Origin of the sequence: Streptomyces sp. NPDC051172 (assembly GCF_040682555.1) — a bacterium.
Lineage (GTDB): Bacteria > Actinomycetota > Actinomycetes > Streptomycetales > Streptomycetaceae > Streptomyces.
Genome location: NZ_JBFBBE010000175.1, coordinates 1 through 14,308, shown reverse-complemented (window position 1 = coordinate 14,308; position 14,308 = coordinate 1). Strand labels below are relative to the sequence as shown.

13 protein-coding genes and 2 pseudogenes are annotated in these 14,308 nt (G+C 70.5%); 7 read left to right on the top strand and 8 right to left on the bottom strand.

Features of this window, described 5'->3' with window-relative positions; genetic code table 11:
* Positions 1 to 199 precede the first annotated feature (199 nt).
* The 3 genes from AB0N07_RS46685 to AB0N07_RS46675 all read left to right on the top strand — a co-directional run bounded on the left by AB0N07_RS46685 (position 200) and on the right by AB0N07_RS46675 (position 5,106).
* Positions 200 to 352, top strand: a complete 153-nt coding sequence (locus tag AB0N07_RS46685) for an FDLD family class I lanthipeptide (protein WP_365846360.1) — start codon at positions 200 to 202, stop codon at positions 350 to 352.
* A gap of 171 nt (positions 353 to 523) precedes the next feature.
* Positions 524 to 3,751: a lantibiotic dehydratase gene (locus AB0N07_RS46680; RefSeq protein ID WP_365846358.1), complete on the top strand. Its 3,228-nt coding sequence runs from the start codon at positions 524 to 526 to the stop codon at positions 3,749 to 3,751.
* Positions 3,748 to 5,106, top strand: coding sequence for a lanthionine synthetase C family protein (locus AB0N07_RS46675; protein WP_365846356.1), 1,359 nt, complete (start codon positions 3,748 to 3,750; stop codon positions 5,104 to 5,106). The genes AB0N07_RS46680 and AB0N07_RS46675 overlap by 4 nt, the downstream gene beginning before the upstream one ends.
* A gap of 423 nt (positions 5,107 to 5,529) precedes the next feature.
* Here the strand turns inward: AB0N07_RS46675 and AB0N07_RS46670 are convergent, their stop codons facing one another.
* From AB0N07_RS46670 to AB0N07_RS46655, 4 genes and pseudogenes are all read right to left on the bottom strand, one after another.
* Complete coding sequence (locus AB0N07_RS46670) at positions 5,530 to 5,934, bottom strand: STAS domain-containing protein (protein WP_365846354.1); 405 nt, start codon at positions 5,932 to 5,934, stop codon at positions 5,530 to 5,532.
* A gap of 453 nt (positions 5,935 to 6,387) precedes the next feature.
* Positions 6,388 to 6,834, bottom strand: a complete 447-nt coding sequence (locus AB0N07_RS46665) for a DnaJ C-terminal domain-containing protein (RefSeq protein ID WP_365846352.1) — start codon at positions 6,832 to 6,834, stop codon at positions 6,388 to 6,390.
* Between the two features lie 59 nt (positions 6,835 to 6,893).
* Positions 6,894 to 7,226: a protein kinase gene (locus AB0N07_RS46660; protein ID WP_365846362.1), complete on the bottom strand. Its 333-nt coding sequence runs from the start codon at positions 7,224 to 7,226 to the stop codon at positions 6,894 to 6,896.
* Between the two features lie 68 nt (positions 7,227 to 7,294).
* A pseudogene (locus AB0N07_RS46655) lies at positions 7,295 to 7,642 on the bottom strand (protein kinase); the annotation flags it as partial.
* Between the two features lie 152 nt (positions 7,643 to 7,794).
* Between AB0N07_RS46655 and AB0N07_RS46650 the strand changes: the two are divergent.
* Positions 7,795 to 8,889, top strand: a complete 1,095-nt coding sequence (locus tag AB0N07_RS46650; RefSeq protein WP_365846350.1) for a magnesium and cobalt transport protein CorA — start codon at positions 7,795 to 7,797, stop codon at positions 8,887 to 8,889.
* A gap of 235 nt (positions 8,890 to 9,124) precedes the next feature.
* On the opposite strand, the gene AB0N07_RS46645 is transcribed toward AB0N07_RS46650, so the two are convergent.
* Together AB0N07_RS46645 and AB0N07_RS46640 are read right to left on the bottom strand one after the other, a co-directional pair.
* The gene (locus AB0N07_RS46645; protein WP_365846348.1) at positions 9,125 to 9,679 is read right to left on the bottom strand and encodes a dihydrofolate reductase family protein; all 555 of its coding nucleotides are present in this window, start codon (positions 9,677 to 9,679) and stop codon (positions 9,125 to 9,127) included.
* A gap of 95 nt (positions 9,680 to 9,774) precedes the next feature.
* Positions 9,775 to 10,410: a helix-turn-helix domain-containing protein gene (locus AB0N07_RS46640; RefSeq protein ID WP_365846346.1), complete on the bottom strand. Its 636-nt coding sequence runs from the start codon at positions 10,408 to 10,410 to the stop codon at positions 9,775 to 9,777.
* 430 nt (positions 10,411 to 10,840) lie between these two features.
* Here AB0N07_RS46640 and AB0N07_RS46635 point away from each other — a divergent pair, with 430 nt between their 5' ends.
* From AB0N07_RS46635 to AB0N07_RS46625, 3 genes are read left to right on the top strand one after another with little or no spacing between them, the layout of a single operon-like run.
* Positions 10,841 to 11,338, top strand: a complete 498-nt coding sequence (locus AB0N07_RS46635; RefSeq protein ID WP_365846344.1) for a YbaK/EbsC family protein — start codon at positions 10,841 to 10,843, stop codon at positions 11,336 to 11,338.
* Positions 11,335 to 11,769, top strand: coding sequence for a GNAT family N-acetyltransferase (locus tag AB0N07_RS46630; RefSeq protein ID WP_365846342.1), 435 nt, complete (start codon positions 11,335 to 11,337; stop codon positions 11,767 to 11,769). Before AB0N07_RS46635 ends, AB0N07_RS46630 begins: the two co-directional genes overlap by 4 nt.
* Positions 11,770 to 11,812: 43 nt before the next feature.
* The gene (locus AB0N07_RS46625) at positions 11,813 to 12,520 is read left to right on the top strand and encodes an SDR family oxidoreductase (protein WP_365846340.1); all 708 of its coding nucleotides are present in this window, start codon (positions 11,813 to 11,815) and stop codon (positions 12,518 to 12,520) included.
* Positions 12,521 to 12,617: 97 nt separating this feature from the next.
* On the opposite strand, the pseudogene AB0N07_RS46620 reads toward AB0N07_RS46625, so the two are convergent.
* Both AB0N07_RS46620 and AB0N07_RS46615 read right to left on the bottom strand, forming a co-directional pair.
* Positions 12,618 to 12,713 (bottom strand): annotated as a pseudogene (locus AB0N07_RS46620) (IS5/IS1182 family transposase); the annotation flags it as partial.
* A gap of 172 nt (positions 12,714 to 12,885) precedes the next feature.
* Positions 12,886 to 14,308, bottom strand: a 1,423-nt coding sequence (locus tag AB0N07_RS46615; protein ID WP_365846338.1) for an ISAzo13 family transposase, incomplete at its 5' end; no start/stop codon positions are given.

The following is a 14,308-nucleotide window of genomic DNA, read 5'->3' as shown; positions in this document are numbered from 1 at the left end:
GCTGCGCCTGGAGGAGGTGGATGAGAAGGTGCTGCGCTTAGTGGGCGACCTGCTCAGAGGGTGCGTGTTGAGTCCTGAAGGGTCACCGGGTCCGGCGGCTTCCGCGCGCGGCCAGTCGGCTCAAGCGCCGCTTAGGCCGCCGTGACTAGCCTCCCATCGCACGGCTCACTGCTCCAACAACCACCCTGAGGAGATCGACATGAGCGCTACCACCCTTCCGGTCCTCGACGACACCCAGATCGACGACCTCTTCGACCTGGACGTCCGCATCGAGCTGGACGACACCCACTCGGCCGAGGCCGCGTTCACCTCCATCACCTGCTCCTCCTGCTACCCCACCTGGTGCTGCTGAGCAAGGCCGCAGGCCGGCTCCGTCCACCGCGTACGCCCGACGGAACCGGCAGCTGAGGGCCCACGGGCCGGCGCCCCAAGGCTGTCGGCCCCCGGCCCACCCGCGCGTCCCGCCGCCACCGCGCCCGACGCGCCGACCACCCCAGGGATCGCCACCGAGGGACTGCCACCGATGCCGTTGCCGCCCGTCCCCCAGCCGCTCTTCCGCACCGCCCCGGTCGCCCTGCTGCGAGCCCCGAGCCGCAGCTCCGAGAACCGCGCCGCCTGGGCCGTCGACTCCCCCACCGACCGCGCGGCCTGCGAGCAGCTGCTGAGCGGTGCGGCCGGTGACGGCGTCTTCATGGACGCCCTACGGGTCGCCAGCCCCAGCCTGGCGAGCCTCGTGGCCGCGAGCACCGACCCCACCGGGCTCGCCGGTCGCACCGACGCCCAACTGCGCCGCGCCGTGGTCTCCGTGCTGCGCTACGAGATCCGGCTGCGCTCCCGTTGCACCCCGTTCGGGCGCTTCGCCGGCGTCGCCCCGGTCCGCTTCGCCCGCGCGGCCGACGGCCCGGCGGCGAAGGTTTCCTGGTCCGGCCCGGCCCGCAGTCGCACCCGGGTCGATCTCGACTGGCTGCTGCGGGTGGTCCAGCAGCTTGAGCAGGACCACGACCTGCTCCCGCACCTGAGCCTGCACGTCCATGCCGGGACCATCCCGCGCGGCGGCCGGCTGGTGACAGCCGCGCCCTCCAACCCCGGTGCCACAGCGGGCGACAGCACCCGCAGCGAGGTCTCGATCCGGCTCACGCCGGTGGTCGCCGCCGCGCTGGAACTGGCCGCCGCCGGCACGACCGGCAAGGAGGCCGCCGCTGAGCTGGAGCGGCGCTACCCCACCGCACCACCCGGCGCGGCCGCCGCCCTGCTGGCCACGCTGGTCCGCCAGGAGTTCCTGATCACCGGGCTGCGGCCGGTACTGGACGGCGGCGACCCGCTCAGCCGAGTGATCGACGTACTGACCGCCGCGCAGCGGTCCGTCGGCCGGCCGCTACCGCTGCTGGAGCCCCTGCGCACGATAGCCGCCGACCGCGACCGCTACGACGCCGCCGCCACCCCGGGCGAGCGCGGCGCGGTGCTGGCCGCGCTGGAGGAGAAGATGCGTCAGCTGGCCGCCGCCGACCGGCTGGTCCACGTCGATCTGGCGCTGGATGCCGAGGTGCGGCTGCCGCACACGGTCGCCGAGGAGGCGGCCCGCGGGCTCGGCGTGCTGTGGCGACTGTCCGTACCCGGCCCGGCGCCGCTGCGCGGCTACCACCGGGACTTCCTGGAGCGCTACGGCCTCGGTCGGGTCGTCCCGGTGCTGGAGGTGCTCGACGACACGGTCGGACTCGGCGCGCCGGCCGGCTACACCTGGCCTGCCTCGTCCCGCAGCGAGGACCCGGCACCACGGTCGGCCCGCGAGCTGGAGCTGCTGCTGGGCCGACTGGCCGCCGAGGCGATGCGCGACGGCGCCCGGGAGGTGGTGCTGGACGACGACCTGGTGGCGCGACTTGCCCCCGGCGAGCCGGACCGCGAGCTGCTGCCGCGCTCCTGCGAGCTCTTCTGCACCCTGGTCGCCGCCGACGAACAGGCGCTGGCCGAGGGCGACTTCCTACTGGTCGGCGGTGGCGGACCGGGTGCGCTGGAGGCCGGCGCCACCTACGGCCGGTTCGCCGGACTGGCCGGCTCGGTCAACGAGGAGCTGGCCGCCTTCGCCTTCCCCGAGCAGCCGGACGCGATCCACCTCGCTGTCGCCTACCAGCCGCGGCTCACCCGGGCGCTGAACGTCGCCAACAGCCCCCGCACCGCGGAGCACGAGGTGACCATCGGGCTGCCGCCGGACCCCGCCGCGACCGCCGTACGGCTGGACGAGATCGGCGTGGCCGCCACCTTCCAACACCTCTATCTGGTGCACCTGCCGACCGGGCGTCGGCTGTTGCCGCACGCCCACCACGCGATGGACCTGCGCGGCCAGGCGCCGAACGCCGCCCGCTTCCTGATCGAGGTCGGTCGGGACGCTCACCGCTCGTATGCGCCCTGGGACTGGGGACCGGCCACCAGCGCGCCGTTCCTGCCCCGGGTGCGCTACGGCCGGGTGGTGCTCGCCCCCGCCACCTGGCGCCTGGACGAGTTGCGTGAGCGCACCGGGTTCGATCCGGCCGGCTGGGCCGAGGCCGTGCGGCACTGGCGGGAGCGCTGGCGGGCGCCGCAGCAGCTGGTGCTGACCCGCGCCGACCTGCGGCTGCCGGTCGACCTGTCCGAGCCCTGGCATCGCGAACTGCTGCGCGACGCGCTCTCCAAGGACCCCCATCTGCTCGCCGTCGAGCTGCCCGGCGGGGAGGATCGGGCCGACGGCTGGCTGCGGGACGCCGAGGACCGGGCGCACCACTGCGAACTGGCGCTGGCCTTCGTCCGGGAGCCGACGGCTGCGGCGCTCGCCCCCGCCGCACCCCGGGTCCCGGCGGTGCGCCCGGCCGAGCCTCGGCTGGCCGAGCCCGGCGGCGAGTGGCTCTACGCCAAGCTCTACCTCGCGGGCCGGCAGGCGGACTCCTTCCTGACCGAGCGACTCGCCCCGTTCCTGGCCGAACTTCCGGAATCGGCACGCGAGTTGATCGACCGATGGTTCTTCATCCGGTACCGGGACCCGGACGACCACCTCCGGCTGCGGTTCCACGGGCCCGCCGACGCCCTGTGGCGGGAACTGCTGCCGCCGCTGCGCACCGCGGTCCGGGAGTGGACGTCCCAGGGACTCGTCGGGCGGTTCGTACTGGACGGCTACGACCCCGAGTGGGAACGCTACGGCGGTCCCGAGGCCCAGGCGGCCGCCGAGCGCTTCTTCGCCGCGGACAGCCGTACCGCGCTCACCTTGCTGTGGATCGCCCGGCAGGCCGACGGCGGGAACGGTGACGTGCCGTGGGACAAGGAGACGCTGGCCGCGCTGTCGCTCGCCGCCATCGCGCACGCCTTCGGCCCCCCGCCCGCGGTGGACGCGCCGGCCCGCTACCAGGAGCCGGGCGCAGCCTGGCTGACAGGCAGCGCCGGCGGCGAGCAGCCGCCCGCCGACTTCCGGACCCACCGGGCGCAGTGGCTGCGGCTGATCGACCCGGTCGGCGGCTGGCCCGCGCTGGCCGGGCATCCGCTGGGCGACCGGCTGGCGCAGGCCCTGGCCGACCAGGCCGAACATCTGCGCGCCTACCGTGCGCAGTTGGACGCGCTCGCCGCCCGAGGCGCCGACTGGTCGCCACTGCCCGGGGTGCTGGCGAGCCTGCTCCACATGTCCTGCAACCGGCTGCTCGGGCCCGACCGGGAGGCCGAACTGCGCGTACACGCTCTCGCCCGCGCCTGCGTGACCGGAAACGCCGACCGAAGGAAGCACCAGCGGTGACCACAGCAGCAGTGCCCGGCAGCGCCGCGCGGATCGCGGCGGTCGTCGACCGGGTGGCCGCCGCCCTCACCGACGAGCTGCGTCCGACCGGCCCCGCGGTCGCACTGGAGGGCGGTTCCGGCGTCGCTCTGCTCCTCGCCGAGCTGGCCCGCCGCGATCCGGGCCGGCTGCCCGCCGCGCACGGCCGGCTGGCGGCTGCGGCCAAGGCCCTGACCGGGACGGCCTCGTTCGGCGTGCATCACGGCCCGGCCGCGGTGCTGACGGCCGTTCAGGCGGCTGCCCGGGTCGGCGGCCACTATCCGGGCCTGCGCCGCACCCTGACCGCACACGTCGCGGCGGAGCAACTGGCCCGCCTCGCGGCCGAGTCCGCCGGGCCGGGGGTGTCGTGGTCCAGCTACGACGCCATCACCGGCACCGCCGGCGTCGGCCGGGTGCTGCTCGGTGCGGTCACCGACGGCGACGCCGAGGAGCGGGCCGCGGCGGAGCCCGCGCTGCGCGCCACCCTCGCCCACCTCATCGCGGTCAGTCGGCCGGTGCGGGTGGACGGCTGTGAGGTGCCCGGCTGGTGGGTGCCCGGCCACCGCCAGGTGACCGAGGCGGACCGGGCCCGCTTCCCACGTGGTGACCTCAACCTCGGGACGGCGCACGGCATCGCCGGCCCGCTGGCGCTGCTCGCCCGCAGTGCCGAGCTGGGCGTGGCGGTCGACGGGCAGTCGGCCGCCCTGCGACGGATCGGCGGCTGGCTGGCCCAGCGGGCCGACCGGGACGCCTACGGGCCGTACTGGGAGCGGCGGATCCCCCTGGACGACGAGTTGGCCCGGGCCCGCGGCGAGCGCCCCCTGCCCTCCTCGCCCCGCACCGGCGCCGCGGGGGCCGCCTGGTGCTACGGTACGGTCGGCATCGCAGGCGGCCTGCTGCGTGCGGCCCGGGTGACGGGCGAGGAGACCTGGAGCCGGCTCGCGCTGGCGAGTACCCACGCGGTGCTGGCCCGCCCAGGCAGCCTGGAGGGCTTGAAGGGCCCCACCGTCTGCCACGGCGAGGCGGGCTTCCTGCAGAGCCTGTGGAGGCTCGGGCAGCAGGCCGCCGACCAGGTGCTGCTCGACCATTGCGACCGGCTGGCCGACCGGCTCGCCGCGACCTGGGACGAGCAGGCCGACTACGGCTACCGGCATGTGGTCGGGCCCCGCGGCGCCACCGGCCCGCAGCACGGGCGACCACCGGTCGAGGACAACCCAGGGATTCTGGAGGGTGCGGCGGGCGTGGCCGCCGCACTGCTCTCGGTGCTGCCGGACCCGGGCGGGCCGGGCGGCGAGCAGCACGAGCCCGTCTGGGACCGCGTGCTGCTCCTGTCCTGATCGTGGGCCGCACCGCGCGGGCGCCCCGAGACGCCTTCGCCGCTTGTCCGGCCCCTGAGGAATCACGGAGTGATGGCGGTGCGCCCGAGGGCCGGAGGCGGTGCGCGGCGTTCCGTCTCTGATGGCCCATCAGCCCACTGCGCTCACCACGAGGCCTCAGAACAGGCAAAACATCGAAGTCCTGTTGGAGTACTAGAGCTCGAACTCGAGGTGCTCATTGTCGGTGAAGCGCACTTCGTCCAGCTGGCCGGCGCGGTCGGCCGTTGTCCTGGAAGTACATCTCCTTGAGCTGCTGCAGACCCTGTGCCTCTTGCCGATCCGGGGGTTGGTCCACTGGCCCAGGAACCCGTAGTCGATCTGGGCCTCCTCGCCCGGCTCGTCGCGATCAGGCCCTGTGGGTATCGCCTGACTCTGGTTGATCTGCTATCGAGCCGCCTTGCCCGGCGTGGTGTTCATGCTCTCACCGCCTTGACCGAGGAGCGCTTCACAGGCCGCGTCCGCGCTGTCGAATATCCGGCAGCTCATGCTGACCCCGGTCAGGTCGATCAGACGTCGCACCACTTGACTGGGGGCGGCCAGGGACACGGATCCGTCGATGCTCCGAACCTCATTTATGGCTCGAATGATGACGCCCAACCCAGAGGAGTCCATGAACGGTACTTCCGCCAAGTCCAGCACCAGGTGACGGCGGCCATGCACTACCTGGCCGGCGAGCTGGTGCTGCAGGACGAGGCCCGTGTCGACGTCCAGCTCCCCACTGATGGTGATGATCGCGGCGTCGGAGCTGAGCACGGACACCTCGACACTCAGACCTGCTGGCTCGGTCACAAGCCCTCCTCGAACTCGGTATACGCGGCAGCAGCTCTGCTACCCCGTCCGACTACCTTCATCCATGGACGCACCGCGGTAGATTCCTCTCCCGCAGGAACGGCGCCGTACACGGACGCCGGGAGCAAAGACGCGGAGAGGAGGGCCGGGCCTCTGGCCCGCCTCGGGCTCACGCCGAGGCGGGGAAACTTACTCGTGCATGGCCCAAGGCCGACCCGGCAGTCACGCGAACGGCCTGAGTGGTCAGCGCAGGCGAGGGCAACACCGTTCCACGGACGTGCTTCGGCCGCAGATCGAGCCGTTGTTGGGAACCACCAATTCGGCCACAGGCACATCCGGATGACGAAGGTGGTGGTGAGGTGAACGCATCCGCGCTCGTCGGATCGGGTCGTCACGGCTCTGGTGATCACAACGCGATACGCGCCCAAGTCGCCCCCGTCCCGCTGGCTTCGATCAGCTGGTGGCGTGCACGGTGACGTACAGGTCTCCGGGTGCGCCGCCGTGTTTCCCCGGTGCGCCGAATTCCCTGAGCCGGATTCTCTGTCCGTTCCGAACACCAGCGGGAATGCGGATCTTAAAGGTGCGCCGCTTGCCGGCGACCCTGCCTTCCCCTCTGCAGGTAGTGCATGCCAACACTCTCGTCTCGTCTCCTGTGGTGGCGCCGTCAGGGCAGTTCTCGTGGGCGGTCATGCGCATGGGGATGACCGCACCGCCGGTGGCTTCGTCCGGGTGGAGCCAGACCTCGGAAGTGACGTCGGCCCCGCGACTGAGGGTGGGCGCAGTGTCGCCGAAGTACCGGTCGCTGATCTCTTCCAGGAGATCGTAGACCTCATCGGCGCTGTCCGGCCGATGAGCGGGGTCCTTGGCCAGAAGGCGGCTGACCAGCCGTTCCAGTTCCACAGGAGCATCCAGGCACAGGGTGCGCAGCGGGGCGGGCGGCTCTTTGAGGTGCTGGTTGATCAGCTGCCAGGACGTGCCGGTGAAGAGCCGGCGGCCGTGACCATCTCGAAGAGCACGCATCCGAGCGAGTACAGGTCGGAGCGGTGGTCGAAGGAGCCGGACAGCGCTTCGGGCGCCATGTAGGCCGGGGTGCCGATCAGGACGCCGGTGGTCGTGATGTCGTGCCGCGCGTCGCCACTCCCTTTGGTGATGCCGAAGTCGACGACCGTCGCCTCGCCATCGGGCACGACCATGATGTTGGCCGGCTTGATGTCCCGGTGGGTGAGACCCGCCTCGTGTGCGGCGCCCGGGGCGTCGGCCACGCAGGATGCCGTGTGCAGGGCCGTCGGCAGGGGCGGCCGGCCTCGAGGGCGGCACTGAGGGACTTGCCGGGGAGCAGCTGCATCACCAGGTACGCATACGGCCGGCCGTGGTGCTCGGCGGAGCCGAAGTCGTGCACGGTGACGATGTGCGGATGGGACAGGCCGCCGGCGACCGCGGCGTCGCGGGCGAACCGGGCCACCTGCCGGTCGTGGTCCGCGCTGCCGTCACTGGTGAGGACCTTGACGGCTACCAGGCGGTCGACCCTCGGGTCGTGTGCCCGCCAGACCTGGCCGAACCCGCCCGCGCCGACTGGCTCGATCAGCCGGTAGCGGCCGTCCAGCACGGTCCCTGCCTGCACGGCCCCCCTTCTCGGTGCGCAGCGTGGGCGCACGGCGGGCGTCCTGTCCGTGCGCGCAAACTCCCCCGTCCCCTCCTGCCAGCACATCCTGTCACCAGCGGAATTCACCAACCAAGGACCGCAGCCGCGACGAGCTGGCCATCGTTTCGGCGGCACTGGCCTCTTCGCCGCTGACGTCCCTTTAGGCCCGGTCTTACGGTCGCCTGGCACACTGACCGGACCTGGCGAAGGAGTACCACATGTCGATGGTCGGCAACCTGCGCAAAGTGGCCCGCCTGGGGCGGCGAGGCGGTCGTGTGGACCTCAGCCACCCGGCTCGCTCCCCCCTCGGCTCGGCCGTGGTGAACTGCGTCCTCTACCGCGACGGCAAGCGCCAGGAGACAGTCTCCACCATCGAGGAATCCGTCGCCCGGGTCCGCAAACAGCGGCACGGCTTCGTGTGGCTGGGCCTGCACGAACCGTCCGAGACGGAGTTCGCCCGGGTCGCCTCGCTGTTCGGCCTGCACCCCCTGGCAGCCGAGGACGCCGTCCAAGCCCACCAGCGACCCAAGCTGGAGCAGTACGACGACGTCCTGTTCGCCGTCTTCAAGACGGTCGCCTATGTGGAGCACGAGCAGCTCACCGCCACCAGCGAGATCGTCACCACCGGCGAGATCATGGTCTTCGCCGGCCCGGACTTCGTCGTCACCGTCCGCCACGGCCGCCACGGCTCCCTCGGCCCGCTGCGCGAGGATCTGGAAGCCGTCCCTGCGCAGCTGGCCAAGGGGCCCTCGGCAGTCCTTCACGCCATCGCCGACCACGTCGTCGACGACTACCTGACTGTCACCGACGCAGTCCAGAACGACATCGACGCGGTTGAGACGGAGGTTTTCTCCCCGCAGGGCAACCAGACCGCGGACGCCGGCCGCATCTACCAGCTCAAGCGCGAACTGCTGGAGCTGAAGCGGGCCGTCGTCCCGCTCGCCCGCCCCCTGGAGACGCTTTCCACCAGACCCCTGCGCGCCGTCGACCCCGAGATACGGGCGTACTTCCGGGACGTCACCGACCACCTCGATCGTGCCATCGAGCAGATCACCGGCTTCACCGCCCTGCTCGACTCCATCCTGGAGGCCCACCTCGCGCAGGTGGCCGTGGGCCAGAACGAGGACGCCCGCAGGATCACCGCCTGGGCGGCGATCATCGCGGTGCCCACCATGGTCACCGGCATGTACGGCATGAGATTCGACCACATGCCCGAATTGCACTGGCCGTTCGGCTACCCCCTCGTCCTAGCTCTCATCGCCACCGCCTGCTTCCTCCTGCACCGCAGCTTCAAACGCAATGGCTGGCTGTGACATCCGGCCCGCGGCACCCCGTGGTACGCACGGATGGGGCCCACTCCTCCCGTTCAGTGCCGAGCACGCCAGCGTCGAGGGGACCTCAACCGGGCCGCACGCGTGAGGTGCCGTCCCGGCTGGCGATGTCGCAGAAGGACCGGCCTACGGTGTCGTCCTACCCTCGCAGCTTCTGATCACCAGGTGAGCGAATCACGAGTGCCCGTCTCCGTACCCGACCCGTGCCGAGCAGTGATCAGCGTGTAGGACGGTAGGTCGCGATGATCACTCCGCTGCTGGTCGGCTGAGCGCTGACCAACTCCAGCTTCTTCAGCGTGGCGTCGTCCGCGAACAGCTTCTTGCGGCCCTCGCCGGCCACCACCGGGTGGATCAGCAGCACCAGTTCGTCCAGCAGGTCCTGCTCCAGAAGCGAGCGCACCAGTGTGGGGCTGCCCGCGACGGTGATGTCCTTCCCCTCTCCCGCCTTGAGCTCTTCGATCGCGGCCGCCAAATCGCCGTTGATGAGCGTGCTGTTCGCCCAGTCGTCCACGCTGTCCAGTGTGGAGGAGACGACGTACTTGGGCGAGTCATTGATCCACTTGGCGAAGCCGGCGTCCTCGCCGTCGGTCACCGTCGGCCAGTACCCGGCCCACTCGGTGAAGGTCACCCGGCCCAGCAGAATCGTGTCGGCCGTCTCCAGCGTCTCTCCCAGCGCCGCGCCCATCTCCTCGTCGAAAGCGAACTGCCACTCGTTCGGCGACTGGGCGACACCGTCGAGTGAGACAAACAGGCCCGAAACGACCTTGCGCATGATTCCTCCGTGATGAGTTTGCGGTTGACTGCCCGCTCCCGGCCGAACAGCGCTCCGGCCTGGGCGGGCCGACCCCGTCGGCTACGTCAGGAAGGCTATGCGGGCACTTGTGAGGAGGGCTTGTACAGAAGCGACAGCGGCTCCCCCCTGTCCGGAGCACTCAGCTCGGTGGCGGTCCGTCCGATGAACCGGGTCAAGGACCGCGCCAGATGCGGCTGGTCGAAATAGCCCAGCCGGTGCACGACGTCCTGCGCCGGAGCCCCCTCCTGGATCAGAACCGCGGCCTCGCGGGCACGGTGGATCTGCCGGATGGCACCCCGGGTGAGGCCCGTCGCCGCGACGAAACGCCGCTGGAGGGTCCGCTCGGAGACATCGGGAGCCGCGCCGCCGAGCACCGCAGGCACGATCGGGTCGCAGTCCACGATGCCCTCACGCACCATGCGACGCACGAACGCCTCCGCATTGTCGTAATCGGGCACGTGCCAGGCGGAACCCTTCAGCCACACGGAGCGCCGCGTCACGTCGGGGATCTCCGCGCTGCCACCCACAAGCCGGCTGATCGGCACGTGAGGCATCGAGGTGCCGAGAGCGAAGCTGATACCGAAGAACATGGCGTCCCTGGGAACAGGAGCCAGACAGGCCCTGGGCTCCGGGCCCAGTACGGCCGCCTGCACCTGGCCGTCGTGCTCCCAGAAGACAAGCTCCCAGTGCGACGCGGCGATCGACGTCATCCGGGCAACCCCGATGCTGCGGCTACGCCACACCCTCTCGATGTACGGCAACTCCGACGACCGACTCTCGATCTCCAGACCCAACCGGATCACCCCCGTTCACCGCCGCCTGCGCCGCCAGTGTGTCACGTCGCGCGGACGGCCGAAGCTCGTGCGAGTTGCGCGAGAGGATCCGCGCGGCTCGGCTCGAACGCGACCAGCGGCCCGATGCCCCAGGGCTCATGCCAAAAGCGGGGGTGCCGTCGGGGTGGTCGTAGATCCAGGACAGGCCTCCCAGATCAAGACGTCGGCGGGTGCGGGTGACGGCCACAGGACCCTGAGTGGCCGCCTGTGTTCGCCACCGCAGGTAGGCCCCAGTGGAGCGGCGTGGCCGACTTCTGCTCCGCAAAAGGCGATCAACTCCCTTACTGTGCACGGTAATCTCGCCGGGGTGAATGGTCTCGCACCCATGGGTCCACCGGAGATCCTCACCTCGCTCGGTGTGTCCTTCCGGCTGCACAAGCACCCTGACGTGACCAGTCCGCTGGAGGTCTGCGCCGCGTTGGGCATTCCGCTGGAGCGAACCGTCAAGACCTTGGCTTTCGTCACCACCGAGGACCGTCTCCTGCTGGCGGTGCTGCCCGGCCATGCCCGGCTGCGGTACGGCGCCCTCGCCCGCGCAGCCGGGATCCGCCGAGGCGACCTGTCTCCCGCCGATGCCGGGCGGCTGGCGCGGGCGGGGATGCAGCCGGGCGGGGTGTGTCCCGTGTCCGCGGACCGCGCTGCCATGGTGGTGTTCGACCGGACGGTCAGCGGCCTGGGGCGTGTGCACTGCGGCAGCGGCCGGCGCGACAGCAGCATCGAGATCGAGGCGGCCGAGCTCATTGCCGCCGTATCGGAAGCCGCTACGGCGTCGATCGTCAGCCTCCCGACGGACGGGTCGGCATGACGACCATCCGCGAAGCTACGCGCTTGGACGCCGACGACATCTACCGTCTGCTGAGCGGGTTCGTGACGAGCTACCGGCCCGACCGAGCCGTCTTCGACGACGCCACGTTCCCCCGGATCATCGAGGCCGCCTCGGACGGCAGCGCCGAGTTCCTGGTCGCCGAGCAGGACTCGTGCGTGGTCGGGTACCTGCTCGCGCTGCGCATGCCTACCCTGTTCGCGGGCGGAACGATCCTCGAACTGCTCGAACTCACCGTGGCCGAGCCCCTGCGGGGCCGCGGTACGGGTTCCGCGCTGATCCGGGCCGCACAGGCGAAGGCCCGGGAGGCGAAGGACGTCGAGGTGACTGTGCCGACCCGCAGAGCGGCCGCCTTCTATCGCGCTCTGGGGTTCCACGAGACCGCCGTTCATCTCAAATGGTCCACCACATGATCGGGAATCTGCCGACCAGTCGGCCGGGCGAGACGGGGAAACCATGCAGATCCAGGGGGCAACGGCACTGGTGACAGGCGCGAACCGGGGGCTCGGACAGGTGATGGCCCGGCTGCTCCGGCAACGCGGCGCACAGCGCGTATACGGCGGAGCCCGCGACCCGCAGTCAGTCCGCGAGCCCGGCGTGATCCCGGTCCGCCTCGACATCACCGATCCCGCCCAGGCGGGGGCGGCAGCCGAGATGTGCTCCGACGTTACCTTGCTGGTCAACAACGCCGGCGTCCTTACCGACAGCCCCCTGCTGGCCGCGCCCGACCTGGACGCCGCCCGCGCGGAGATGGAGGTCAACTACTTCGGCACGCTCACCATGTGCCGTGCCTTCGCCCCGCTGCTCACAGGCAAGCCCCCCGGTGCCATCGTCAACGTACTGTCCATCGCGAGCTGGTTCACCAACCCCGCGATGGGCTCCTACAGCGCATCCAAGGCCGCCGCATGGGCCCTGACCAACGGGATCCGCAGCGAACTCCACGACACCGGCGTCCTCGTCGTCGGCGTGCACTGCGGATACATCGACACCGACATGGCCGCCCACGTCACCGGTCCCAAGAACACCCCGGAAGCCATCGCCGAGCAGACTTTCGCCGCCGTCGAAGCAGGCCGAACGGAAGTCCTCGCCGACGAACGCACTCGACAGGCCAAAGCAGCCCTCGGACTCACGCCCGGCACAACAGCTTCCGCCCGGCGGCCGTAACCCCCTCCGTAAAAGACCGTTTTTTCCCGGCGAGGGTTGTTTGGTTCGGGGTTCAGGTGTCGCGCCAGTTCGGGGTGGATTCGCAGGTGAGGCGTCAGCTTATGAAGTCGGTCATCGCGATGTGGATTATGGCTTCGGATCGGTGAGGGTGGGTCTCGTAGTCGCGTGCGAGACGGCGGTGGTGCATCAGCCACCGAGTGTACTTTCAACTGCCCACCTGCCCACCTGCGCGGTTGCACGGTGAAGCCGCGCGTGCCGGGGGGCGCCGGACGGCAGCGACAGGCCGCTCGTATCGATCACGATGCTGCGCTTACGGCCGACGTCTAAGGGCGTGCAGATCATCAACATGCTTTCTTGATCTTGCTTTAGGCGGGCTTGGAGGCGAGGAACTTCGCGACATCGGATGGTGTACGGAAGCGAGCGGTGGAGGCGGTGATGTCGTGGCCGTGCGCTTCCAGGAGCGGACTGACTTCCTGTTTCGCGCGGCTGATGGTCATGGCCGTGACGCCGAAGAGTTCGCCGAGGAGGTCCATGGTGGCGAGCTTGCGCAGGTGGAGCACGGTGACCAGGATCCGCTCGGCTGGGGCGAGTTTGGCCTTGGCGCCTGCGCCCGGGGCCACCAGGCGCTCGTGACCGCGACGCGTGCGGAGCACTTGTTCACGTTGAACCTCTAGCGCGGGAGTCAGCGTGTCTATGAGCTCGCGGAGCTGTTGGCGGGTCATGCCGGTCAGTTCAGGGTCCTGCAGTGAATGCTGCGTGAGGCGATGCGGCCTGCTCGCCTGCGTCTGGTCTGACGTGCCGTTGGTCGCCTTCGCGTCCGGCGGATGCTGGTGGAGGGTGTAGTTCCAGTCGCCGTGGAAGCGGTGCCGGGTGATCGGCAGGGCGGCGATCTCGTCGTCGCTGACCTGAATGCCTGTGGCGTATCGAGCGGTGTCGAGTTCGGCGTGCACCGTCAGGCCGGTCTTGGTGGTGGTCGCTGCGATGCTCTCGACGATGACTTCGTGGCTGGTCAGGGGTCTTCCGCGCCAGTTCATGGTGATGTGGGAGAACAGCCGGTGCTCGATCCGGTTCCACTTCGATGTTCCGGGAGGCAGGTGGCAGACGGTGATCGCCAGTCCGGCCACGGCGGCGAACTGGGTGAGCTCGGTCTTCCAGGTGCGGGTGCGATATCCGTTGGAGCCGCCCGCGTCGGCGGTGATCAGCAGTCGACCGGCCGTTGGATAGGCGGCCCGTCCGGCTCCGTTCCACCAGCGGCGGATGGATTCGACGGCGAAAGCGGCGGTGTCGTGGTCGGTGCCCACGTTGACCCAGCCGGTGTTCGCGGCGACGTCGTAAATGCCGTAGGGCACCGCTCTGCCCAGCTCGCGGTCGGGGAAGTCGTGTGTGTCGACCCGGACCGGCTCGCCTCTGGGCTCCCATTCACGGCCGTTGTTCTTGAAGGGGCCGACCAGTTCCTTCTTCTTCGTGTCCACGCTGATCACCGGAGCCCCGCTGTCCTGGTGGTTGCGGGCCTGCTCGTTGATGTAGTGGAACTGGGCGTCGCGGTCGGGGTGCTGTTTGCCTTCCAGGGTCTTGGCGTTGCTCTGCAGGCTGAAGCCCTCCTCGCGCAGGAGGTCGCCCACCGTGTCCGCGGAGATCTTATGGCCCTGGCGGGTCAGCTGCTCGGCGAGCTTGCGGGTGGATTTGGTGGTCCAGCGAAGCGGTGACATGGGATCTCCGCGGACGTCGGGCTCGACCAGCATGAGGAGCGCCTCCCGAACGGCTGGGTTCAGGTCGACGACGCGTTTG

Coding starts and splice junctions, on each gene's coding strand:
- AB0N07_RS46685 (WP_365846360.1), top strand. CDS start 200: ATGAGCGCTACCACCCTTCCGGTCCTCGACGACACCCAGATCGACGAC.
- AB0N07_RS46680 (WP_365846358.1), top strand. CDS start 524: ATGCCGTTGCCGCCCGTCCCCCAGCCGCTCTTCCGCACCGCCCCGGTC.
- AB0N07_RS46650 (WP_365846350.1), top strand. CDS start 7,795: ATGTCGATGGTCGGCAACCTGCGCAAAGTGGCCCGCCTGGGGCGGCGA.
- AB0N07_RS46645 (WP_365846348.1), bottom strand. CDS start 9,679: ATGCGCAAGGTCGTTTCGGGCCTGTTTGTCTCACTCGACGGTGTCGCC.
- AB0N07_RS46640 (WP_365846346.1), bottom strand. CDS start 10,410: ATGACGTCGATCGCCGCGTCGCACTGGGAGCTTGTCTTCTGGGAGCAC.
- AB0N07_RS46630 (WP_365846342.1), top strand. CDS start 11,335: ATGACGACCATCCGCGAAGCTACGCGCTTGGACGCCGACGACATCTAC.
- AB0N07_RS46625 (WP_365846340.1), top strand. CDS start 11,813: ATGCAGATCCAGGGGGCAACGGCACTGGTGACAGGCGCGAACCGGGGG.